21 protein-coding genes and 1 pseudogene are annotated in these 22,599 nt (G+C 31.1%); 5 read left to right on the top strand and 17 right to left on the bottom strand.

Features of this window, described 5'->3' with window-relative positions; all coding sequences use genetic code 11:
- Window positions 1-69: 69 nt before the first annotated feature.
- From ACXQH5_RS11715 to ACXQH5_RS11695, 5 genes are all read right to left on the bottom strand, one after another.
- Window positions 70-579: a YjcG family protein gene (locus ACXQH5_RS11715; protein WP_000600387.1), complete on the bottom strand. Its 510-nt coding sequence runs from the start codon at window positions 577-579 to the stop codon at window positions 70-72.
- A 734-nt stretch (window positions 580-1,313) separates the two neighbouring features.
- On the bottom strand, window positions 1,314-2,165 hold the full coding sequence (locus ACXQH5_RS11710) for a DNA glycosylase family protein (RefSeq protein WP_000355328.1): 852 nt from the start codon (window positions 2,163-2,165) through the stop codon (window positions 1,314-1,316).
- A gap of 1 nt (window position 2,166) precedes the next feature.
- A complete protein-coding gene (locus ACXQH5_RS11705) occupies window positions 2,167-2,892 on the bottom strand; it encodes a hypothetical protein (protein WP_001060547.1) in 726 nt (241 codons plus the stop codon).
- 165 nt (window positions 2,893-3,057) lie between these two features.
- Window positions 3,058-3,816, bottom strand: coding sequence for an esterase family protein (locus ACXQH5_RS11700; RefSeq protein WP_000889183.1), 759 nt, complete (start codon window positions 3,814-3,816; stop codon window positions 3,058-3,060).
- A 142-nt stretch (window positions 3,817-3,958) separates the two neighbouring features.
- Window positions 3,959-5,527, bottom strand: a complete 1,569-nt coding sequence (locus ACXQH5_RS11695) for an alanine/glycine:cation symporter family protein (protein WP_000570701.1) — start codon at window positions 5,525-5,527, stop codon at window positions 3,959-3,961.
- A 341-nt stretch (window positions 5,528-5,868) separates the two neighbouring features.
- On the opposite strand from ACXQH5_RS11695, the gene cozEa reads away from it, so the two are divergent.
- Entirely contained in the window at window positions 5,869-6,954 is a 1,086-nt protein-coding gene (cozEa, locus tag ACXQH5_RS11690; RefSeq protein WP_234720450.1) for a lipoteichoic acid biosynthesis protein CozEa, read from the top strand.
- Between the two features lie 196 nt (window positions 6,955-7,150).
- Here the strand turns inward: cozEa and fabI are convergent, their stop codons facing one another.
- The 7 genes from fabI to ACXQH5_RS11655 form a co-directional block, all read right to left on the bottom strand.
- The gene (gene fabI / locus ACXQH5_RS11685) at window positions 7,151-7,921 is read right to left on the bottom strand and encodes an enoyl-ACP reductase FabI (protein WP_000933195.1); all 771 of its coding nucleotides are present in this window, start codon (window positions 7,919-7,921) and stop codon (window positions 7,151-7,153) included.
- 278 nt (window positions 7,922-8,199) lie between these two features.
- Window positions 8,200-10,044 (bottom strand): monovalent cation:proton antiporter family protein, encoded by a 1,845-nt coding sequence (locus tag ACXQH5_RS11680; RefSeq protein ID WP_000395162.1) that lies wholly within the window; start codon window positions 10,042-10,044, stop codon window positions 8,200-8,202.
- A gap of 9 nt (window positions 10,045-10,053) precedes the next feature.
- Entirely contained in the window at window positions 10,054-11,439 is a 1,386-nt protein-coding gene (gene mgtE / locus ACXQH5_RS11675; protein WP_000062407.1) for a magnesium transporter, read from the bottom strand.
- A gap of 20 nt (window positions 11,440-11,459) precedes the next feature.
- Complete coding sequence (locus ACXQH5_RS11670; protein WP_000669925.1) at window positions 11,460-12,314, bottom strand: RluA family pseudouridine synthase; 855 nt, start codon at window positions 12,312-12,314, stop codon at window positions 11,460-11,462.
- Window positions 12,311-13,120, bottom strand: a complete 810-nt coding sequence (locus ACXQH5_RS11665; RefSeq protein ID WP_001270834.1) for an NAD kinase — start codon at window positions 13,118-13,120, stop codon at window positions 12,311-12,313. The genes ACXQH5_RS11670 and ACXQH5_RS11665 overlap by 4 nt, the downstream gene beginning before the upstream one ends.
- A 16-nt stretch (window positions 13,121-13,136) precedes the next feature.
- The gene (locus tag ACXQH5_RS11660; protein WP_001077683.1) at window positions 13,137-13,772 is read right to left on the bottom strand and encodes a GTP pyrophosphokinase; all 636 of its coding nucleotides are present in this window, start codon (window positions 13,770-13,772) and stop codon (window positions 13,137-13,139) included.
- 16 nt (window positions 13,773-13,788) lie between these two features.
- The gene (locus ACXQH5_RS11655) at window positions 13,789-14,136 is read right to left on the bottom strand and encodes a UPF0738 family protein (protein WP_001242107.1); all 348 of its coding nucleotides are present in this window, start codon (window positions 14,134-14,136) and stop codon (window positions 13,789-13,791) included.
- A 185-nt stretch (window positions 14,137-14,321) separates the two neighbouring features.
- Between ACXQH5_RS11655 and ACXQH5_RS11650 the strand changes: the two genes are divergently transcribed.
- From ACXQH5_RS11650 to yjbH, 3 genes are all read left to right on the top strand, one after another.
- Window positions 14,322-14,915 carry a CYTH domain-containing protein gene (locus ACXQH5_RS11650; RefSeq protein ID WP_000224622.1) on the top strand — a complete coding sequence of 198 codons (594 nt, stop codon included), beginning with the start codon at window positions 14,322-14,324 and terminating at the stop codon, window positions 14,913-14,915.
- A 103-nt stretch (window positions 14,916-15,018) separates the two neighbouring features.
- Window positions 15,019-15,384, top strand: coding sequence for a truncated hemoglobin YjbI (locus ACXQH5_RS11645; protein WP_000214067.1), 366 nt, complete (start codon window positions 15,019-15,021; stop codon window positions 15,382-15,384).
- A 22-nt stretch (window positions 15,385-15,406) separates the two neighbouring features.
- Window positions 15,407-16,213: a protease adaptor protein YjbH gene (gene yjbH / locus ACXQH5_RS11640; RefSeq protein ID WP_000896697.1), complete on the top strand. Its 807-nt coding sequence runs from the start codon at window positions 15,407-15,409 to the stop codon at window positions 16,211-16,213.
- A gap of 459 nt (window positions 16,214-16,672) precedes the next feature.
- Here the strand turns inward: yjbH and pepF are convergent, their stop codons facing one another.
- From pepF to spxA, 4 genes are all read right to left on the bottom strand, one after another.
- The gene (pepF, locus tag ACXQH5_RS11635) at window positions 16,673-18,481 is read right to left on the bottom strand and encodes an oligoendopeptidase F (protein ID WP_000082725.1); all 1,809 of its coding nucleotides are present in this window, start codon (window positions 18,479-18,481) and stop codon (window positions 16,673-16,675) included.
- 47 nt (window positions 18,482-18,528) lie between these two features.
- Window positions 18,529-19,515 carry a competence protein CoiA gene (locus tag ACXQH5_RS11630; protein WP_000959298.1) on the bottom strand — a complete coding sequence of 329 codons (987 nt, stop codon included), beginning with the start codon at window positions 19,513-19,515 and terminating at the stop codon, window positions 18,529-18,531.
- 120 nt (window positions 19,516-19,635) lie between these two features.
- Window positions 19,636-20,355, bottom strand: a complete 720-nt coding sequence (mecA, locus tag ACXQH5_RS11625; RefSeq protein WP_001217728.1) for an adaptor protein MecA — start codon at window positions 20,353-20,355, stop codon at window positions 19,636-19,638.
- Between the two features lie 370 nt (window positions 20,356-20,725).
- Window positions 20,726-21,121 carry a transcriptional regulator SpxA gene (spxA, locus tag ACXQH5_RS11620; protein ID WP_000258003.1) on the bottom strand — a complete coding sequence of 132 codons (396 nt, stop codon included), beginning with the start codon at window positions 21,119-21,121 and terminating at the stop codon, window positions 20,726-20,728.
- Window positions 21,122-21,415: 294 nt separating this feature from the next.
- Between spxA and trpS the strand changes: the two genes are divergently transcribed.
- A complete protein-coding gene (trpS, locus tag ACXQH5_RS11615) occupies window positions 21,416-22,405 on the top strand; it encodes a tryptophan--tRNA ligase (protein ID WP_000448937.1) in 990 nt (329 codons plus the stop codon).
- A gap of 25 nt (window positions 22,406-22,430) precedes the next feature.
- Here trpS and ACXQH5_RS11610 read toward each other — a convergent pair.
- Window positions 22,431-22,599, bottom strand: a pseudogene (locus ACXQH5_RS11610) (IS5/IS1182 family transposase); the annotation flags it as partial.

Raw genomic sequence — 22,599 nt, 5'->3', positions numbered from 1 at the left:
ACATTCAATAAAAATGACCATTTTCTTATTAATTCAAACATACTACGATTAACAATACTATTATGTTACTTAAGCTAATTTAAACGTTTCAATAACTTTCCATTTATCTTCGTCATCGTCAAAACGTAACAAAGTTAATTCATCGATAATTTCTTTATGGTCTACCCCAGCTAATGCTACTTGACCAAAAATATCTTCGAATTCTTGGCTAGATAGTCCTTGTGCTATTGTAAAGTGTGGCACAAAAACATGTTCAGCTTCTCCATAGAAATCTTCTCCATTAAAGCGATTAAACAATTCTTCTAAGTCGTCCGTCTTCGCAACTTTAAAGTAAATCACATTGTTCGTTGGTTTGAAGCTAGAAGCTTTTGTAGCATGAACTTCTACTGCTGGTATACCATTAATACGAGCTCTAACCTGTTCAATGACAGAATCTAAATCACCATCTTCAATTTCAAATGGCGCTTTAATTGTCACATGTGGTTTAATTCGTGAATACTGTTTATCATATCTTTTACGGTAAGAATCCACCGCTTCTTGAAATGACTTTGATGGAATTAATGCTAATCCTAAAATCATCTGAATTCCTCCTTTGTTTAACCTATTGCTATTATATCAAATTTCTTTGAAAACCGTTACATTAAAAATAATTCATTATACATCTTTTGCAATTTCGACAAATTTAAATTAAATTAAACAGTAAAATCTTTTATAAATTATATTATAGACCAGACTATATCATCGTCAAATTTATCTAGACAGTCTAGTTAAACCTTTAAACAATTCAGTGCGTTTCTATTACAATATTCATTTAAGCTTGTTGTGATAGGATTCTATAATAAACAAAAAATATTGATTTCTAGTAACAGTTATATATTATTTTTAGTTAAAGAACTCCATACCACATTCGTATGTAATTGGTTTATAGATACAAAAATGTATCGCAGAAAAAATATATTGAGAATCTTCTACATCAATTACCTTAAACCTTTCCGGTAGTAATGTGATAATCATCTTAATAATTCCTTTTTCGAAAAAAATGATAGAACTGGCATGATAAATAGCCACTATACTGCCTATTTAAGATAATCCAACAATTATATAAATAAAGTAGTATCTTCTATTATTTCAGAAATAGGTCTTTAAAAAGTTTATCTACTCTTACCTTTCATTTAAAAAGTACGTAAAGTAAACATATTCTGTAAAGTAATTTACAGAATATTACATCGGGAGTTGAATAATTAGAAAAGAGATTAAGCAATCCTTATATTTAATAAGTTTTATTTTTACTGTACAACAAACTGCTTAAACATCTATTCAACCATGTATATATACCAATATTTAAACACATCTATAGATTTCATGTTTTGGAAGTAAGATTCTCCCTTACTTTTATCAATCGATTTATGTGGAAGATCATGATTTTTTTCTATGGCCCTGTGCAAACCTATGTCTGCTACAGGAATATTTTCAAAAGCTACGTGAGGAAATTGAAATAGCATAAACATTTGCACTGTCCAAGCACCTATACCTTTTATACTTGAAATAACTTGTAAAACATTTTCTCTTAAGCCGTTTTTTATATGTAATTCAGCAAGAGTTATGATAGCCTGCTTTCTATTATTAGTCGTACCTACTAAAACCTTTTGTTCTTTATATATTCGACTGAATATTTTATCCCAATTTAAAAAAGTGTATTCTTTGTTATTTAGTTCAAAAATTTCACCATAAGTATTAATAAATAATAAAAATAGTTTATTGGCTTGTTCTATGCTCACTTGCTGAGCAAGTATAGTCCGTATTAATGTTGTGTAATTATCTGCATCGGATATAATAGTTAATCCAAAAGTATCAGATTTATATTTTATATTACTATTGATATCAAGAGCTTCATTAAGTATGCTTCGTGAAATTCTAACTATATCACTTTCTTGTATTACACTTTTTCGATTAGAGTTTAATACTTCCTGATAATGAAGTTTAATTAAAGCGTCTTTTTCTTGATAAATTTTTAAGAGCACATAATTTCCATCTACTACCAAAGGCATTTCAATAAAATCATAATTTTCATTGGTTACATAGGGCTCAAACTTTTTCATTAAGCATAAATTTTTAATACTCTTTTTTAAATCAATATAATGATTGAAATTTAATGATATATCCATGTTAATTTTTATTCTCCATTGTTGTTATAGCCCAATCTTTCTTAATATATTTAGGTATTTTACATTCTGAAAAAGATAAATTAAAATTATCTTCACTCACATAATATGGCATAACAGAAATGTTATTACATCGTTCATTCAATAGCGATAACTCACTTTTATAATGTTCTATATTATCAAAATAAATATAGGGCTTTATACTTAAATAATCCAAAGGTACGAATTTGTTGTAAAATAAATGATACTTTACCCAGTCTATATATTTATGGTGTTCGGGAAGTATATTAATACAATTTACAGGTCTTAATTCACTTTTTTTCGGTACTAGTTCGGAAATTTCCTTTTCTTTAAGTATATTTGAATCATCAAAGTCTAAAAATAAATCGTCATTTATACTCGAATTCTCTAATAAAGAAGGTATGCTTATATACTTAACTGGAGAGGATTTATATTTTAACCATGTGGCTATTTCTAACCGAACTCCTTCTGGAATATATTTATTATTGTCTATGAATACCCAAAGTTCATCACAAATCATTTCCAAAGACAAGCAGTCTCTTAAACACTCACCTTTGTCATTGTCATGAATCGATGTAGATATATAATATCCTAATGATTTAGTTGGATTTATTGGAATATATTTAAAATCAATAACAAGTTTAATAAAACTATCTATCAATGGTATGTTATCACCATCATAAGAGGTATATATAAGCTTATTATTCACTGTAAATTCCCCCCTTCACTATTCTATACATTTCACCTTCTTGAAGCTCTTTATCCGTTGTTATTGCAGGAATATGCCTTTCTCTTAATATAATACCTAAGTGCCCTAAAATTGCCCCTCTTTTGAAGATAAAACCACTACAATAATCAGTTATATAAGAACATATTACTCATATAATTGATCCGGTGACTGATTACTTAAAAAATACAATAATATATCTGACAGCAATGGTTTCCAATCTTTCCATTGGTGACCACCTTCAAATTCATCGTAATAATAAGTTATATTATATTTCTTAATTTGTTCAGCTAATTCTCTATTCGGTGTTAAGAAATCGGCACGCTTACCATTTGTTGGTAAAGTGAAATCTTTTTCATCTAGACCAATGACATGCCAAATTGTCAATTGTTCTTTATTAGCACATTGATTTAGCTTATCTAATACTTTTTCATCTGAATGTGGACTTAACATTGCTACACGACTAAAGATCGTTGGATAGGTCAACGCCGTTAATAAGGCAATACTACCCGCTAAACTATCCCCTACTAATAACCTTGCATTACCTACTTTCAGTGTAGAAAACGTCGAGTCAATAAATGGCAATATTTCTTTACCGACTGATTGAATAGTTAAATGAGAACGACTTCCTTGTGGATGAAATTCCTCTCTACGCTTATCAACGTCTTCATAATGGAATCCGACAATAATCGCATTATCAATACGCGCTTCTTTGATTAACGATTCATATGTACGTTGTATTCTCCCGAAACGTAAAAAATCTAATCCGTCAAAGCAAAGAATGACATTATATTTAACAAGTTGATTATAAGATTCTGGCAAATAAATACTTAGTGTGACATCTCTATTTAAAATATCACTATATAAAACATGTTTATTAATCTTTCCAGCTTTAAATTCCAACATAAAAAAGTGCCCCCTAGTAATTGTATTATTATTGTACCAAGAGACACTATATTTTAAAATTCAAATTTCTGAGCACCTAAAATTCTCAATACTTTTTCTTTTTTATCAAATGATCACTACATATACTATAAACAAAAGTAGATTACTTTTTGACACGTGCTTGTTTTAAACGTTCTGGATATGTCTTCAACCAAAAGACAGCATTAGGTAATTTATTCGGATCAGGTTGATAAACTGCATTATAACCGTTGCCTAAACGTTTCTTTTGAATTTCATAATCTTTTAAAGCATTTACGGCAGGCTTATGTAAAATCCAAATCGCAATGATATTTAACCAAGCCATTAGACCTACACCTAAATCACCGAATGCCCATGCTACATCAGCTGTTTTAACTGCACCGTAAAATGTAGCGAACAAAATAATCACACGTGCAATATTAATAAATACCGATGAAACTTGATTATTTTGATTACGCGTTAAATAAGCAACATTTGTTTCTGTAATGTAGTAGTACGACAAAATAGTAGTAAATGCAAAGAAGAATAAAGCAAATGCAATAAAGTACGAACCTACACCAGAGAAAGTAGGATCAAATTGATAACCACTGCCATGGAACGCTTTATCAATGCCGGCTTGTGCATACATCGCAGTTCCTGAATAATCTTTGCCTGTTGCATTTTCAACATAAATCCCACCGTCTTTAATTAAATGCGGTGTGCCATTCGCATTAACCGTACCATCAGTCACATTATATGTACCAGAAATAAGTATAATCAGAGCAGTTGCAGTACATACAAATAATGTATCAATATAAACTGAAAATGCTTGTACTAGACCTTGTTTACTTGGATGTGATACTTCTGCTGCCGCTGCTGCGTGTGGACCTGTACCTTGACCAGCCTCATTTGAGTATAATCCACGTTTAACACCAATCTCTATCATTGCGCCAACGATACCACCAAAAGCAGATTGTAATCCAAATGCTGATTTGAAAATTAATGCAAATAACGCTGGCACTTCTTGTATATTGATACAAATGATAATGACAGCCATTAGTATGTAAATAATTGCCATAAATGGTACAACGGCTGTTGCAACATTGGCAATACTACGTACACCACCAAAAATAATTAATCCCAAAATAACTACAACAATACCACCCATTAACCATTGTGGAACATGAATCGCATTGTGCATAGAACTTGCTATAGCGTTAGATTGCACACCAGGAAGCAACAGACCTACTGAGATAATCGTAACAATAGCAAAGATAATTCCGTAAATTTTACCAAATTTACCACCAATACCATATTCAATATAATACGCTGGTCCACCACGGTATTCATTATTTTCAACTCTCTTGAATATTTGACCAAGTGTAGATTCAATAAAAGCACTACTTGCACCTAAAAACGCAGTAATCCACATCCAAAATACTGCACCAGGTCCTCCTATAAATATTGCAGTAGATACACCGACAATATTACCTGTACCAACCCTGCCTGCTAAAGACATGGCTATCGCTTGAAAACTTGAAATACCATTAGGAGACTTCTCTCCTTGAAACATTAATCGAATCATTTCTTTAAAATGTCTAACTTGAAAAAATCGCATACGCAATGTAAATAGCACACCAGTAATTAGCAAACCATAAACTAATGGCTTACTCCAAACAACCTCATTTAAAAAGGTTACTAATTTTTCAATCATAAGATTCCCCCTATTGTTTAAACATAAAAATATTATACGATTAAGCACGAGACACTTCAATATATTTTTCAGAATATTCTTATAAATAATAATATGATCATTTCATTATTTAAACACGTTTAATATTAAAATAAGTTATTCATATAAATTGGTACTGTTTGATTCATTTGCAGACTTACGAGTCATTGAAAAGTCTCACAAACAATTGAAAGTAAATATCTTAAAATAGAAAGTGAATGGTTAATTTAAGTATATTTAAAAAATATTAACCTTTTTAAGCACTGCTATTTAGGATATACTAAATAATAACTAAGTTTAGAAAAATAGGAGGAACATCGTTTATGTTAAACAAGGTTTGGTTCCGAACTGGCATCGCTCTGATTATGCTGTTCATTCTCATCAAACTATTTATGGAAGTGCACGAAGTATTTACTCCAATAGCTACAATCATCGGTTCTGTATTTCTTCCATTTTTAATTAGCGGTTTTTTATTTTATATCTGTCTACCTTTTCAAAACTTACTTGAAAAAGTCGGTTTTCCAAGATGGGCTAGTATAACAACAATCATGTTAGCTTTGTTTGCTATTATCGGCTTAATTGTTGCGTTTGTTGCACCAATCATCATTTCAAATATCAACAATTTAATTAGTCAAACACCTGCCCTACAAAAAGAAGCAGAGCAAATTATTAAATTCGCACTAGCTCAAATGGATAAATCACCTGAAGATGTAACAAGTAGAATTACAAATATGGTTAAATCAATGGGTGATGGCGTTACTAATATTTTATCTAATTCATTACAGTACATTACATCATTAATTTCAACCATCTTCTTATTGATTATGGTTCCATTCTTCTTAATTTATATGTTAAAAGACCATGAAAAATTTATCCCAGCTGTTGCTAAATTTTTCAAAGGTGAACGTAAAGTATTTTTCGTAGATTTATTAACTGATTTAAACTTTACATTAAAATCTTACATTCAAGGTCAAGTAACTGTCAGTGTTATTTTAGGTATATTCTTATATATCGGTTATTCAATTATTGACTTACCATATATTCCTTTATTAGTACTATTTGCTGGTGTCGCAAACTTAATTCCTTTCTTAGGTTCATGGTTATCATTTGCACCTGCAGCAATACTCGGTATTATAGATAGTCCTACTACATTTATATGGGTTTGTATCATTACATTAATTGCACACCAACTTGAAGGTAATATCATTACACCAAATGTAATGGGTAAATCTTTAAGTATCCATCCTTTAACAATTATCGTTGTTATTTTAGCAGCAGGAGATTTAGGTGGCTTTACATTAGTTCTGATTGCAGTGCCATTATATGCTGTACTTAAAACGGTTGTTAGTAATATTTTCAAATACCGCCAACGCATTATTGATAAAGCAAACAGTAATGTTAAGGACTAATTCTGTGGATGTCTTTTAATAATATAAGATACTATCGCCTCAAAAGTTGAAACTACTGCTTTTGAGGCGATTTTTTTGTGCATAAAAAAATCAGTCAGATGAAATATCAAATGATTTTCCATCAGTCCGATTATTATAAAAGCAAAAAAAGCTTTGCTCACATATATAATAACGTGAACAAAGCTGTTGAATGATATTATTTAATTGCGTGGAATCCGCTATCTACATGAATATTTTCACCTGTAACGCCACTTGATAAGTCACTTAATAAGTAAGCCGCTGTTTTACCTACTTCTACTTGATCAACGTTACGTTTTAAAGGTGCACGCTCTTCGATTTCTTTAAGAATTGTATTGAAACCACCCACACCTTTTGCACTTAATGTACGGATTGGACCAGCTGAAATTGCATTAACGCGAATATTATCTGGACCTAAGTCTAATGCTAAATATTTAACATTTGCTTCTAAGCTCGCTTTAGCAACACCCATCACATTGTAGTTTTGAACTGCGAATTCGCCACCTAAATATGTTGTTGCAACAATGCTACCACCTTCTGGCATTAATTTTTTAGCTTCATGAGCAACGATAGTTAGTGAGTAAGAACTAATGTCTTGAGCTAACAAGAAACCTTCACGTGAAGTTTCAGAAAAACGTCCGCGTAAGTCTTCCATATTAGCAAATGCGATTGAATGATATACACCATCGATATTGCCAACATCTTTACCAATTTGCTCAAAACCATTAATAACCTCTTCATCGCTTTGAACATCAATTTGATATAAGTGCGCTTCTGGTTGATTTAATTGTTCTAATAATTTTTCAAGCTCTTTACGGCTACGTTCTTTACGGTAAGTAAATACTAATTTAGCACCTAATTGATCTAAAACTTTAGCGACACCAAAAGCAATACTACGCTTATTAGCGATTCCCATGATGACATATGTTTTGTTTTCAAGATTTAACATGTAAGATAACTCCTTATAATAATTAATTTAACGGATAGAATATCTGATCCCAGTTATAACTAACTTTTTATTCGTCAATACATTTTAACACTATTATGACTTTTTAATAAAGTTATTTAAACGTATTACAACGATAAATGTTTGATTTAGTCCTTTCTGTATCAAACTTGATTTTACGTAAAAAGCATGTATTTATCAAAATCATATACATACTAGCATTTTAAAATCATTAATTTTACGTCGTACTAAAATACGTCTGCATTTTAATATCATTATTGTTAAAAATAAAATTCTAACTCTTGTTTCAATTCATCAACGTATTCTTTAGCACCGGTAACAATTAAGCGATCTCCATATCGCAATTGTGTATCTCCATGCGGAACAATCGACTCATTATTACGGATAATACGCACGAAGATGATGTCTCCTCCGAATGGGAAATTACGTAATTGAATATTTTCATATTTATAATTTAACATTTGAATTTCATATAGTGACGTTTCAACGTTACTTAATAAATTCAACATGTTAGGTGTTTCAATTAAACCTTTTAATAAGATTTTATTACTTAAGTAGCTACTGAAAATTTCAATACCTGAATCAACTAACTCTGTATCGTCCGTTGTGCTTTCAAGTCTGCAAATGACACGCTCAACTTGATGTGCTTTAGCTAATTTAGCAACTTTTCGGTTAATATCATCGTCATTCGTGGCACAAACAACTATGTCTCGGTCAAACAGACCTAGTCGTTCTAAAACATCTTGTTCATAATCAGCAATTTCTATCATAGTGATATCATCCGACAATTGACGACGATCACTCAAATCTTTGCGATAATATAATGTCACGTCATATAACTGAGATGTTAAATTTTGCGCTATAGGAATCGTTAATTGATTTTTACCAATTAAACTAACTTCAATTTTACGGTTAAACTCATCTGGAACTGGAAACAGTTTTTTGAAAATAATCGGAACGAATACACATGTAATGACTGCGCTTAAAATTAATATACCTGACGTTTCAGCTGAAATAGCATTTAATCTTTCTGAAATTTTGGCTGCAGCTATCACGAGCGATAATGTTGATGTTAATAAAAATGCTGATGCAATCGTTGTTTTCATATCAAACCAACGTCGAATAAACATGACTGGAATTAATTTTGAAATGATAAATGCAACGATTAAAATCGGTATGATAATTAGTAATTTCGGTTCTTTAATTAATGAAGGTATGTTTAAATCTACACCAACCATTATAAAGAAAATAGGAATAAAGAACCCATAACCAAATGAGTCTAACTTTTCAACCATTTCTTCATCTGGATTTAATAATGAAACAACGACACCTGCTAAGAATGCACCTAATATATTTTCTGCGCCAACTCCCTCTGCTAGGGCTACTAATAATATTATTAATGCAAACACCGCACGAATACCGATTTGCGTCGTACCATCCATCAATTTTTGTAAAAATGACATTCTTTTAAATTGAACACCTAAAATATATGAAATTGCTGTGAAAACAACTAATATACCTATTAACCATATTGTACTGCCGCCTTGACCATTGATTGCACCATAGACCGTTAATAAAATCATAGTTACTAAGTCCGCAAGTACTGCTACTAATAGGATAAATTGACCTATAGTTGTTCTCATAATATTCATTTCTTTTAAAGTTGGAACAACTACACCTAAGGAAATAGTTGAAATGATAATGACCATTAATAACACATCATCCACTAATCCAAGCCATTTAAATACATACGCTAAAAGAATCGAAATAATCATAATAAATGTAAATACAGTTAACGCTAGATTAAGATGCCCTGGAATTGAGGATTCATCATCATTTTGTCCTTGACGTGCGCGTTTATCTTTTTTAAAAGCTTTAAAATCAATTTCTAAACCACTTAAAAACATTAAAAAGATAAAGCCTAACGTTGATAAAATATTTAGAATTGAATCCCTTTCTACTATATTTAGAAATGAATTTCCAATCACAATCCCCATCAAAATTTCTGCAACAACAACTGGCAAGAAATTAATATTTAATCGATTGACAATTATTGGAGTTAAAAACGCTGCTAAAACAACAATAACTAAAGATAAAAACTCCATAACTCCTCCTTAAATTAAGTAAGCCATAAATGATGTAGCTAAACCAAAATAAATCAACATACTAATAATATCATTAATTGTTGTAATAAATGGTCCACTAGCCACTGCTGGATCGATATTCAATTTATTCATCAATAATGGAATCATCGAACCTACAAACGTCCCCACCGTCATCGCACAAGTTAAACTTCCTGCAACGATTAATGCTAAAAGTGGCTGATGATATATTGCAACAATAATTGTAAATAATATTGTTGAACATACAACACCCGATAATACACCACTTCCCGCTTCTCTTAATGCAATTCTAAATTTACTTTGCTCATTAATTTCCCCTGTCGTAATGTTACGAACTGAAACGGCTAAAGATTGTGTACCTGAATTTCCTGACATACCACTAATAATAGGAATAAACGCTGCGAGTAGCGCTACATTTTCTAATGTTTTTTCGAATCTCCCTAAAATTGTCGCAGTAATCATTCCTAAAAATGTTAAAATAATCAACCATGGTAAACGCTTTAATGCTGTTTTAATGATTGAATCATTAGTCGAATCGATATCTGAAACCCCGGCTAAACGAGAGTAGTCTTCACTAGCCTCTTCATCCATAACGTCTAAAATATCATCAATCGTGATGATACCAAGCAAATGTTCTTGGTAATCTATAACAGGTACAGCCATGAAATCATAGTCTCTCATAACTTGAGCAACATCTTCTTGGTCGTCTGCTACATTCACACTAATGACACGTTCATTCATAATATCTTCAATATAAGCATCATTTTCAGCTACAATTAAATCTCTTAGCGATAAAACACCTACTAATTTACCATCATCATCAACTACAAAAATCACATAGATTGTTTCTGCGTCTGGCGCTTGCGCTTTGACCAATAATAACGCTTCTTTAACAGGCGTATGCGCTTTAAGTGATAAATACTCCGTCGTCATAATACCGCCGGCCGTATCCTCATCATAGTGAAGTAATGCTTTGATTTCATTCGCGTCATCTTTATTCATCAATGTTAAAAGACTAGCAACTTTTGGTTTAGTCAACTCATTTAAAATATCTACTGCATTATCATATGACATTTCTTCTAATATGTGACTAGCGTATGTCGCATTCATCTTATCAAATAGCAACTCATATTCATCGTCATCAATATCTAATTGATCAAAGAAATTTGCAACCTCTTCAGGTGATAAATATTGAAAAATCTTTTGTCTATTTTCATCGGTAGTATCTTCAAAATACTCACTTTGTTCATATGTGTGTAATGCTAGAAATTCATCTCTAAATTGATCAATATCATCATTTTCTAAGTATTGATCTAATAATGTCTCATCATATAATTCCTCTTGAACACGCTCTTTTTCATCTGTGTTCATTGACATACTTACACCCCCTGTGTGAATTAGAGTTGATTGAATAATTTAAGTAATTGCTTATAATCAATTGTAATATAAATATTGTTCTTATTGATTGGATGAACAAAATATATTTGCGTACATTGCAGTACTTGACCATGAATTTTATCATGAAAACCATCATACAAAGAATCTCCCACAATTGGATGCCCAATATGTTGAAAATGTACACGAATTTGATGTGTACGTCCAGTATGCAAATGAACTTTGCATAAACTGTATTTATCATTCTGATTTATTACTTCATAAGATGTTTTAGCGTATTTACCATCCGAGGCAACTTCTCTAGTTATAATACTATCCTTTGACCGTCTAATATTAGCTTCAATAATACCAGATGTATGGGTTTTACCATATACAAGGCAAGTATATATTTTTTTCAAGTTTCCTTTAGAAAATAAATGATGGATATGTCCATATTTAGCGAATATCACTATACCAGTTGTATTACGATCTAAACGCGTAACAATATGTGGGTTAATATTTTCACCATGTTCCTGACAATGATATAGTACTTGTTCGATTAAACTTTCATGAGGATGTTCTCTCGAAGGCGTACAATTTTGATTGTTTGGTTTAGTAACTATGATGATAAAAGCATCTTCATACAATACTTCTAGCTTACGAGCATAAGGTATTAAATTAACACTCGGTATTTCTTGCGGTAAATGAATTTCTAATATATCATTTGGCATTAATTGCTTACGCACTGTGACTGGTTCATCATTAACAATTAAAGCGCCATTATTTTTAATGGCGCTCACTGTCTTCTTAGAAAAATCATGTCGTGCTAAAAAATTTTTAACAGTTTCTTGTTGTGATATATGATACTTAAATTTCATCGTTCTTCATCACTTGATATGAAAGAATCGTGTACACGTTTCCAGAATGGGAATGGTCTAAAACGTGCAAACCTCACTTTTTCATTTGCTACACGGTATTGTATTGAATTAACATTTTTATGTTTGATACTAACATGATCTATCGTCATTCTAATGGTATCATGATTAACTGGTGATATTAAACATGTATGATGCTTTGGTAATACAAGTGGTGATCCTACCGTTCTAAACACACGATTATTTATTGAGGCAATTTCTGTAATTTGCATTGCTTCAAGTGAAGGATGTATCAGTGCGCCACCTAGCGCTTTGTTATAAGCCGTTGAACCCGAAGGTGTTGATACACATAATCCATCGCCTCTAAATCGCTCAAAGTGTTTCCCTCTTAAGTTAACATCCACAACAAGTGTTGAGCCATTTTCAGTTTTCATCGTTGCTTCATTTAATGCTAAATACCTTGTTTCATAGCCGTTGTCGTTGTATCTCATAATAATTTCAAGCAATGGATATTCAATGACCTGAAACTCTGAATTATTAATTTCGATAATTAATTTTTCAACTTCATGAGGTAACCAATCCGCATAAAATCCTAAATGACCTGTATGAACTCCAACAAATGCCACTTTTGATAACATGTGGCTATACTGATGGAATGCTTGTAGTAATGTACCATCACCACCAACTGAAATAACAATTTCAGGATTTTCACTATCCTCAATCATGCGAAAATCTTTCATATAGTTCATCATTTTATGCTTTAAGGCATTAGACTTGGAGTCACCTTTAGTTAAAATTGTATAACGCATGATTTATAACACCTCGTTAATCATTTTCATGTTTTTTAGAACGTTTTTGCGTGTAATATTTTTGAGCTTCCTGAATTTCATCTTTAATTTCAGACATCTCTTCATCAAGTAAATACGCTGCTTCTGCCGCTCTTTCCAAACGATGTTGAATTTCATCCGGATAAGCACCATCATATTTATATCGTAAAGTATGTTCAATCGTTGCCCAGAAATTCATTGCTAATGTACGAATCTGAATCTCAGCCAATATAAATTTTTGGCCTTGTAATGTTTCAATTGGATATTCAATAATGACATGATACGAGCGGTAACCACTTTCTTTAGTGTTACGAATATAATCTCGTTCTTCAATTACTTTAAAATCTTTTCTTTGTCTTAAAATATTGACGACAACATCAATATCTTCAACAAATTGGCACATCATTCTTAAACCAGCGATATCGTACATTTCTTCTCTTAACCTATCAAATGGTATTTGTCGTTTGTTTGCCTTATCTATAATACTAGCGATTGGTTTAACACGACCAGTAACAAATTCTATTGGCGACGCTTGTTCACCAACTTCATATTGTTTACGCATGCCTTTAAGTTTCACTTTCAACTCATCAACCGCTTGCTTATAAGGTGTTAAGAACTGATCCCATTGATTCATAGTGCTTCACCCCGCTTTATTCAATGTCGAATGTTTCTTCAACGGTTGCAACAAATTCCTTACCATAATTATTATTTCCTTTTATGTTGTCTAAAATATAAGTAAGTTCTTGGTGGAATTCAGTCAATTCTAGTTCATCATTGATAATAATTTTTTTAGTCATGTTTTCATGCAACATCGTCCATGTTTCTTGTACGAAAATGAGATAAGCATACGCTTTACCATCATCTAATGTATACGCAAAGGCATAATTATCACTATCAACGAGCATTTGTCCTACTTCAGATAATCCTTTAATAGAATCTTCTGTATAACAATAAAGTGTGTCATCTTTAATTTTAATTTCATTAATATATAAACGCATGCTTAATCCTCCTCTTATTCCATAACATTTTAACACAATTCAATAATACAAAACACTTACGAACACTATTTTTAATGGTCAAATTAACATTGATAATAGATAAAGGAAATTACTTTTAAAATTCAACTTTGTCATTCATAATATAGTTAAGATAAATTGAATTTGATACGAGGTGTATACATATCATGGCAACAAATCATGAAATAGAATTTAAACAAATGATAACTGCATCAATCTATAATAAATTGCAAGAGAAATATTTTAAAGACAGTGTGCTGTTTAAGCAAGTCAATTACTATATTGATACACCCGATTTCAAATTAAAGGAACATCGCTCTGCACTACGCATAAGAGTTAAAGACAATCAATATGAAATGACTTTAAAGACACCAGCAAAGGTTGGCCTATTAGAATACAACTATATCGTCGACATTAAACCAGAGATGAACTTGATTATTTCAAACGACAATCTTCCAGATGACATTCGTCAAATTATAGTTGAACAGTTTGGTGTAAAGGATACAACTTTATCAATACTTGGCGCATTAACGACATATCGCCAAGAAACTAAATATAAAGGTGATTTACTTGTTTTAGATAAAAGTGAGTATTTCGATACTACGGATTATGAGTTAGAGTTCGAAGTTAAAGACTATAATCAAGGTTTACAAAAGTTCCAATCTTTATTAAACGAACTAAACCTCGAACATCATCAACCTTTAAATAAAGTTCAACGTTTTTTTAAGAAAAAAGAAACACTTTCAAACAATATAAATTAAATTGGCAAATATGCATATTTCTTTCAAATGTTTAAAATCATGTTATATTAGTTATATATTAACTTAAGTTCGTAACAGTAAATTTTTGAAAATGGGTGATTAAATGACAACAACACCATATGACATCATTGGTAAAGAAGCGTTATACGATATGATTGATTATTTTTACACCCTTGTAGAAAAAGATGAACGACTTAATCACCTGTTTCCAGGAGATTTTGCAGAAACAAGTCGTAAACAAAAGCAATTTTTAACACAGTTTTTGGGCGGTCCAAACATTTATACCGAAGAACACGGACATCCTATGCTAAGAAAAAGACATATGGCGTTTACAATCACTGAATTTGAAAGAGATGCATGGTTAGAAAATATGCAGACAGCAATTAATCGCGCTGCGTTTCCACAAGGTGTTGGAGATTATTTATTTGAGCGCTTAAGATTAACTGCTAATCATATGGTGAATTCCTAAAATTAATTGTAGGTGAATAAACATGGCTGGAGAATTACGAATAATGGAAAATAAGAGTCGTGAAGATATTAATCTATCACCTGTAAGTAAAATCGAAATTTATTCATTTTTCGATCCATTTAGCTCCGATTGCTTTAAATTATCAGCAATCTTATCCAAATTAAGAATTGAATATAATCAATATATACGTATCAGACATATATTAAATCCTTCGTTAAAAGTATTAACGAAATGCCAAGCTCAAAGTACATCCAACTTTGATAACATCGCCCTAGCTTATAAAGCAGCTGAGTTACAAGGTCGTGTACGTGCCGAACGATTTATACATTTAATGCAAAATGAAATCATACCTAAAAGAGATATTATTACAGAATCAATGATTTGTGACTGTATTCAAAATGCAGGTATTGATTTAGAAGTATTTAAAGACGACTTACAAAAAAGTAAACTAACCGAAAGCTTGAAAATTGATTTGCATATTGCAAGAGAAATGGAAATCGAACAAGCCCCTTCTCTCGTTTTCTTTAGTGAAGATGTTCATGAAGAAGGTTTAAAAGTCGAAGGATTATACCCATATCACATCTATACTTATATAATTAATGAATTGATGGGTAAACCTATCGAAAAGAATCTTCCTCCTAAATTAGAAACTTATATACAGCAACAACAACTTGTAACGATGGAAGAATTACTTACTATTTATGAATGGCCAGAAAAACTTTTAAACAAAGAGTTAAAGAAGTTAGCCATTCAACAAAAAATTGAAAAACTTAAATATCCAGATGGCGATTTCTGGAAATCTAAAATGCCTAAAATCAAATCAAAATAAATAAATTAAAGACCTCGTACACCATAAATGTAACGAGGTCTTTTTACTGACTCTTAATTTTGCAGCATTAAATTATTAGAACGTAATGTTATACATCGATCTAAATATATTAGTGATATTTTTCGAATTTAACCAGTTCGAAAATTATACTAATTATAAACTTGATACATAATAGACATATATGAATCGTTAATGTATAAAAAGTGCATATTTAATACATTTTTATACAACTTCACTTCCCTCTTATTAAAAAAGAACATAAAAAAACGTCGTGTCTGAATACACGACGCTAAACAAAGGGGATGGGAGAAATTTTTCACTTCAAACAAAGGGGTATGTTTGTTATGTGATTAATTTCATGTTCATAATATAACACGCTATCTCTTCCATTTCAACCTTTTAATAGTACTTAATTTAAATTGTCACAATCTGTTCATAATGTAAGCGAATACAATAGCGCTAAGCTTTCATTAATTTTTCAAAAGCGTTCAATTTTTGTTCAAAAACTTCACAAGCTTGTTCAATTGGTTCAGGTGTTGTCATATCTACACCAGCATTTTTTAATATCTCAATTGGATAATTTGAGCTACCTTTTTTCAAGAATTCATTAATATATCTATCTACTGCTGGCTTACCTTCTGTTAAAATTTGATGACTTAAGCTTTGAGCTGCACTGTAACCAGTTGCGTATTGATATACATAATAATTCATATAGAAGTGTGGAATTCGTGACCATTCCTTACTAATATCTTCATCAGTTTCTACAGAATCACCGAAGTATAATTTATTTAATTTGGCATATTCTTCATTCATTCTAGTTGGCGTTAATGGTTCACCTGCTTCTTCAATTGCATGAATTTTATGCTCAAATTCTGCGAACATTGTTTGTCGGAATAATGTAGCTCTGAAACGTTCTAATTCTTGGTTTAATAATAATAAGCGTTTTTCATCATCAAGATGTTTATCCATATAATCACTTAAAAGTGCTTCGTTACAAGTTGATGCTACTTCAGCGACAAAAATAGTGTAATCACTAGAATTTGACGGTTGGAATTTTCTACTGAAGTAACTATGTGCTGAATGTCCAAATTCATGAACTAATGTGTATAAGTCTGAAATAGTATTAGACCAGTTAAGTAGAATAAATGGATTAGTTAAATGTGCACCTGATGAATAGCCACCTGAACGTTTACCTTTATTCTCATAGACATCGACCCAACGATTGTTTAAGCCTTCTTTAACTACATTTAAATATTCTTCACCCATTGGTTCTAAAGCTTTTAACATCCACTCTTTAGCTTCTTCATAAGGCATTTCAAACTTAATATCTTTAATTAATGGTGTATATAAATCATACATTTTCAAGTCATCTAAACCTAGCAATTCTTTGCGCAATTCAGTATATCTATGTAGCAATGGTAAATATTTATGTACAGTTTTTACTAGATTGTCATATACATTTTCTGGAATATGATTATTACTTAATGCTTTTTCTCTTGCAGTTTTGTAATTGTGTGTACGAGCATTAAATACATTTTTCTTCACTTCACCTGCTAGCGTAGCGCCAAGCGTATTATTATGAGCACCATATGCTTTATATACATTTCTAAAAGCACTTTCTCTTAGTTTGCGATCATCTGATTCTAAATACTTAATAAATGTACCTTGTGTTAACGGGTGTGCATTTCCATCTTTATCAATCGCATCTTCAAATACTAAATCAGCGTTGCTAAACATACCGTATACATTTGATGGTGTTGATAACGCGTCCTGCGCTTCTGTTAATAACTTTTCAGTTTCAGCATCTAAAATATGAGGACGTTTTTCATTAATCAACTTCAAATCAAACGCGAATTTTTGTAATTTATCATATGAATTTACAAATGATTGAATTTTATCTTCATCAATTTGTAAAATCTCTGGCACTAAGAAACTCCATGCCGAGCTAAATTTAATAATTAATTGATGTGCTCTTGACTCCATACCAGTATACTTGTCGTTCGTTGTATCTTGGTCTTGTTTTAGGTGCGCGTATACATATACTTTTTCTAATTTAGTACCTAATGTATCTTCTAATTCTAACGCATTGTATAATGTCTCAGCACTATCACCAATGTGTCCTTTAAATTGTTCTTCTTTGCCTAACTCATTTTCAACTTCTTTAAATGCAGCCTCAAAAGCTTCATCATCTTTGAAAATTGTTGTTAAGTCCCATGTATATTCAGGATATTTACGTTCCTGTTCTTCTCTCGATAATTGTTGACTCATATGTAGTAAACCTCCTAATAAAATATAATTGATATAATTTTCTCATTTTAGAACAAAATTTGCACGTCATTACCTCTATCTGAACTAATATTTAAATAATTGTTAATAAGTTTTTCTATAATTGCTGTTTTACTTTCTAGAGCAACAATAAACTTTTTCAGTTTAAAATAATTAAGATTGTCACTTTCTAATTTGCTTTTTCCATTCTTTAACCATAAATCAACTTGTAATTGCCACTCAATTGGATGATTTTCAATATAAATTTGCTCTGGAAAAATATAACCATAATTGTGCACTACTTCTTGATCAGTTAAATGCAACTGATACATTGCACTTAAAGTGGGTTCTAAAACAGAATTTTGCCAGCGACAATATTTGATATATTGATTAATTGCGAACTTTGATAATTTATAAACAGCATGATAATCACAAGGCGCCTCATTAAACAACTCACTAATTTTGGCATTCCTTTTTTCAGCGACATATTTGTGCCCGCCTATATATTGTATTTGTTGAAACATCATTATTTGTTTTTTCTCTAAATTGAACGTATGAAGTTTTCGAGTGATTGGATTAATAAACATACTTTGAAAATGATTGAACTTCACTTTATTATGACAATAATCAACATCATTTAATAACCAACTTACTTTATATCCCATTTTCTTTAAACCTTCCGTTCGTTGAAGAATCTGTTTATAAGGAATTGGCGAATACTGTAGCTCAATAACATATTTATTATTAATCAAAATATCCGGAATTTGTTTTATTTCTTTTAAAAATGGCTCTATCTCTACTTTACATCCTTGTTGCTGTATCATCTGTGCTAAAATCAATTTACTTTTATAATGTTTAATCGATTCATTATTAAAACATTTTTGTTCCGCTAAATGTTTATGTGCAAAATGACTAATTACTTTGAGCCCACGCTTTAAAATAACTTGCTTGCCACACACCGGACAAAAATATTGTGTCTTTCTCAATGCAGTAGTTGCTAACACGCGTTCCTTTTCTCCATTTAAAGCTACTAACATATCTTCACCTCAAAATATTACACGTAAGTTTAACTACTATTACTTTTTCAGCTTTTGAAATCAATAAAAAAAGAGACTCCAAAGAGTCTCCTTTCATAGTGCGTTGCTTAATTAATATCGTTATTCAGTTGTCTCTGGAAAATAACGTCGAACTTGAGCTGTTACGTTATGACTCATAATTATTTTAGCATAGTCATTTAAATAAACTTCTGTTCTGTCTGTTGGATAAGCAAATTCAAGCAATTGACTGTAACTATCATTAATGACCTCTTGATCAACATGACTATCAAAATGTACAGCATAATAATAAGTACCATCAACCATATATAACAAATCTTCAAACTCTGTAGTTATTGGATTGCTATGATATGCATAATTAATAACATCTTCTAAATCGTTAAATTTCACAATGATTGTTCTTGTATTTTTACGTGCTGAAGACTTTTGACGTTTAGAACCTTGAGCCTCTTTTTCTTTTGTTCGTTGCTCGAATAATTCTTCTAATTGATCTTCACCTTCTAATGTTTGAGCTAACAATTCTTGAACTTGTTCATCAAATTGATCAGTTGCATCATCATCAGACATATTCATCATATCTTCATTTTTAGATTTAGAAATTGTGACTTCGACACCTTTTTCAAAGGCATGTACTTGAATCCATAATGGACCTTCTACAACAAAATCTTCTTCTTCGTTAATTTCATCCATCATTGACCAAAAGAATTCTTCGCCACGTTTGCGATTTGTCCATAAATCTTCACGACTAAATCCACGGGCCTCGATATCGCTATATGTTATAAACAATTTTACAGTTGTATCATCTACTCGTTCTATTCTCATATCATCTCACTCCTTACAGTCGATGAATAGTATCCACATTGTATTAAAGCATCAAACAAAATACAATATATTTGTTTGATTTCTTTCTCTAAAATATTTTGGTAACTTATAATAACATATTCGTTGTAGCAAAACTATTTAAATGATTTATACAGTTAAAGCATTAAAGCACTTTCTTAATTTAATTTTACCTTATCATAGCAAATGTTTCATCCAAAACACTCTAATATAGAGCTATATTAACAATTGCACATTTGATTTAGAAGATACTAAGCAATTATTGTAAAATTAAAGCCAAAAAAGCAACACTATAGAAATAGCGTTGCTTGACATATCTTTTAGTAAAGTATGACACATAGTTAAATGGTTATTAGTCAACCATACGTTGTGCTTCTTGTAATTGGAACGTACGAACTTTTCTAGGTAAGAAACGTCGAATCTCGTCCTCATTATAACCAACTTGTAGTCGTTTATTATCTAAAATAATTGGACGACGTAATAAGCCAGGATTATCTTGAATGATTGAATATAAGTCTTGTAATGGTAGTGAATCAATATCAACATTTAATTTTTGGTATGTTTTAGAACGTGTAGAAATGATTTCATCAGTACCGTCTTCAGTCATTTTTAATATTTGCTTAATTTCATCAATTGTTAAATGTTCAGAAAAAATATTACGCTCCGTATACGGAATGTCATGTTCTTGTAACCATGCTTTCGCTTTACGGCAAGATGTGCAACTTGGTGAAGTAAATAATGTTACCATACATCTCACTCTCCTATTTGAATGAATAAAATTCATTGCTTAAAATTTAGTTATAGATCAAGAAAAAACATTTTTTTCTAAAATTCTTAATCGTTACTATTTATTATAACTATCTAACATTAAAATTAAATGAGAAAAACCTAATTTTTCAGATAAGTTTCTACACTTATAAAAAAGATTATTAATCCCTTTGTTAGTAGCAAGTTATACGTATATTCTAACACATCTTACATTTTTAAGAAATACTGTTATAATGATAATTATTAAAATATTACTAAGAAAGTAGGCATTTAAATGGAGACATTATTTTCAGGCATCCAACCTAGTGGAATTCCTACTATTGGAAATTATATTGGCGCACTAAAACAATTTGTTGATGTGCAAAATGACTACGATTGTTATTTCTGTATCGTAGATCAACATGCAATTACAATGCCACAAGATCGCTTAAAATTACGTAAACAAACTAGACAATTAGCAGCGATTTATTTAGCTTCTGGTATAGATCCAGACAAAGCAACATTGTTCATACAATCTGAAGTCCCTGCACACGTACAAGCAGGATGGATGTTAACTACGATTGCTTCTGTTGGAGAATTAGAGCGTATGACGCAATACAAAGATAAAGCTCAGAAAGCAGTTGAAGGTATACCAGCTGGTCTATTAACATATCCACCTTTAATGGCAGCTGATATTGTTCTTTACAATACTAATATCGTTCCAGTTGGCGATGACCAAAAGCAGCATATCGAATTGACTCGTAACCTTGTAGATAGATTTAATAGCCGCTATAATGATGTGCTTGTGAAACCTGAAATTCGTATGCCTAAAGTTGGTGGACGTGTCATGAGTTTACAAGACCCAACAAGAAAAATGAGTAAGAGTGATGATAATGCTAAAAACTTCATTTCATTATTAGACGAGCCGAATGTTGCAGCTAAAAAAATTAAAAGCGCAGTAACTGATTCAGATGGTATTATTAAATTTGATCGTGACAACAAGCCAGGTATAACAAATTTAATTTCAATATACGCTGGATTAACAGACATGCCAATTAAAGATATTGAGACAAAATATGAAGGTGAAGGTTATGGTAAATTTAAAGGTGACCTTGCTGAAATAGTTAAAGCATTTTTAATAGAATTCCAAGAAAAATACGAAAGTTTCTATAACTCAGATAAACTTGATGATATTTTAGATCAAGGTAGAGATAAAGCACACAAAGTTTCATTTAAAACTGTCAAGAAAATGGAAAAAGCGATGGGTTTAGGACGTAAGAGATAAAATAAGAGGCTGGGACATTAAGTTCTTAGGCAATGTAAAAAAGCTGATTTCTATTAATTATTTGATAGAAATCAGCTTTTTTTAAATGTATTTGATAATATACAGCTCGTCGAGCTACTATTTTCCTTATATTAAGTGCCATTAATACAAAACCTAGCTCTCGTTTAACTTTATTTATTCCTCGAACTGACATT

The organism is Staphylococcus sp. SA22 (genome assembly GCF_054165785.1).
This window is presented reverse-complemented; position numbering and strand designations above follow the sequence as displayed.

Bases quoted from the DNA above. Each gene is read 5' to 3' on its own strand.
- trpS (WP_000448937.1), top strand. From the start codon at position 21,416: ATGGAGACATTATTTTCAGGCATCCAACCTAGTGGAATTCCTACTATT.
- cozEa (WP_234720450.1), top strand. From the start codon at position 5,869: ATGTTAAACAAGGTTTGGTTCCGAACTGGCATCGCTCTGATTATGCTG.
- ACXQH5_RS11700 (WP_000889183.1), bottom strand. From the start codon at position 3,816: ATGTTGGAATTTAAAGCTGGAAAGATTAATAAACATGTTTTATATAGT.
- ACXQH5_RS11660 (WP_001077683.1), bottom strand. From the start codon at position 13,772: ATGAATCAATGGGATCAGTTCTTAACACCTTATAAGCAAGCGGTTGAT.
- pepF (WP_000082725.1), bottom strand. From the start codon at position 18,481: ATGAGTCAACAATTATCGAGAGAAGAACAGGAACGTAAATATCCTGAA.
- ACXQH5_RS11650 (WP_000224622.1), top strand. From the start codon at position 14,322: ATGGCAACAAATCATGAAATAGAATTTAAACAAATGATAACTGCATCA.
- ACXQH5_RS11710 (WP_000355328.1), bottom strand. From the start codon at position 2,165: ATGGATATATCATTAAATTTCAATCATTATATTGATTTAAAAAAGAGT.
- ACXQH5_RS11655 (WP_001242107.1), bottom strand. From the start codon at position 14,136: ATGCGTTTATATATTAATGAAATTAAAATTAAAGATGACACACTTTAT.
- ACXQH5_RS11630 (WP_000959298.1), bottom strand. From the start codon at position 19,515: ATGTTAGTAGCTTTAAATGGAGAAAAGGAACGCGTGTTAGCAACTACT.
- ACXQH5_RS11645 (WP_000214067.1), top strand. From the start codon at position 15,019: ATGACAACAACACCATATGACATCATTGGTAAAGAAGCGTTATACGAT.
- spxA (WP_000258003.1), bottom strand. From the start codon at position 21,121: ATGGTAACATTATTTACTTCACCAAGTTGCACATCTTGCCGTAAAGCG.
- ACXQH5_RS11665 (WP_001270834.1), bottom strand. From the start codon at position 13,120: ATGCGTTATACAATTTTAACTAAAGGTGACTCCAAGTCTAATGCCTTA.
- yjbH (WP_000896697.1), top strand. From the start codon at position 15,407: ATGGCTGGAGAATTACGAATAATGGAAAATAAGAGTCGTGAAGATATT.
- ACXQH5_RS11670 (WP_000669925.1), bottom strand. From the start codon at position 12,314: ATGAAATTTAAGTATCATATATCACAACAAGAAACTGTTAAAAATTTT.
- ACXQH5_RS11680 (WP_000395162.1), bottom strand. From the start codon at position 10,044: ATGGAGTTTTTATCTTTAGTTATTGTTGTTTTAGCAGCGTTTTTAACT.
- fabI (WP_000933195.1), bottom strand. From the start codon at position 7,921: ATGTTAAATCTTGAAAACAAAACATATGTCATCATGGGAATCGCTAAT.
- ACXQH5_RS11695 (WP_000570701.1), bottom strand. From the start codon at position 5,527: ATGATTGAAAAATTAGTAACCTTTTTAAATGAGGTTGTTTGGAGTAAG.
- mecA (WP_001217728.1), bottom strand. From the start codon at position 20,355: ATGAGAATAGAACGAGTAGATGATACAACTGTAAAATTGTTTATAACA.
- mgtE (WP_000062407.1), bottom strand. From the start codon at position 11,439: ATGTCAATGAACACAGATGAAAAAGAGCGTGTTCAAGAGGAATTATAT.
- ACXQH5_RS11715 (WP_000600387.1), bottom strand. From the start codon at position 579: ATGATTTTAGGATTAGCATTAATTCCATCAAAGTCATTTCAAGAAGCG.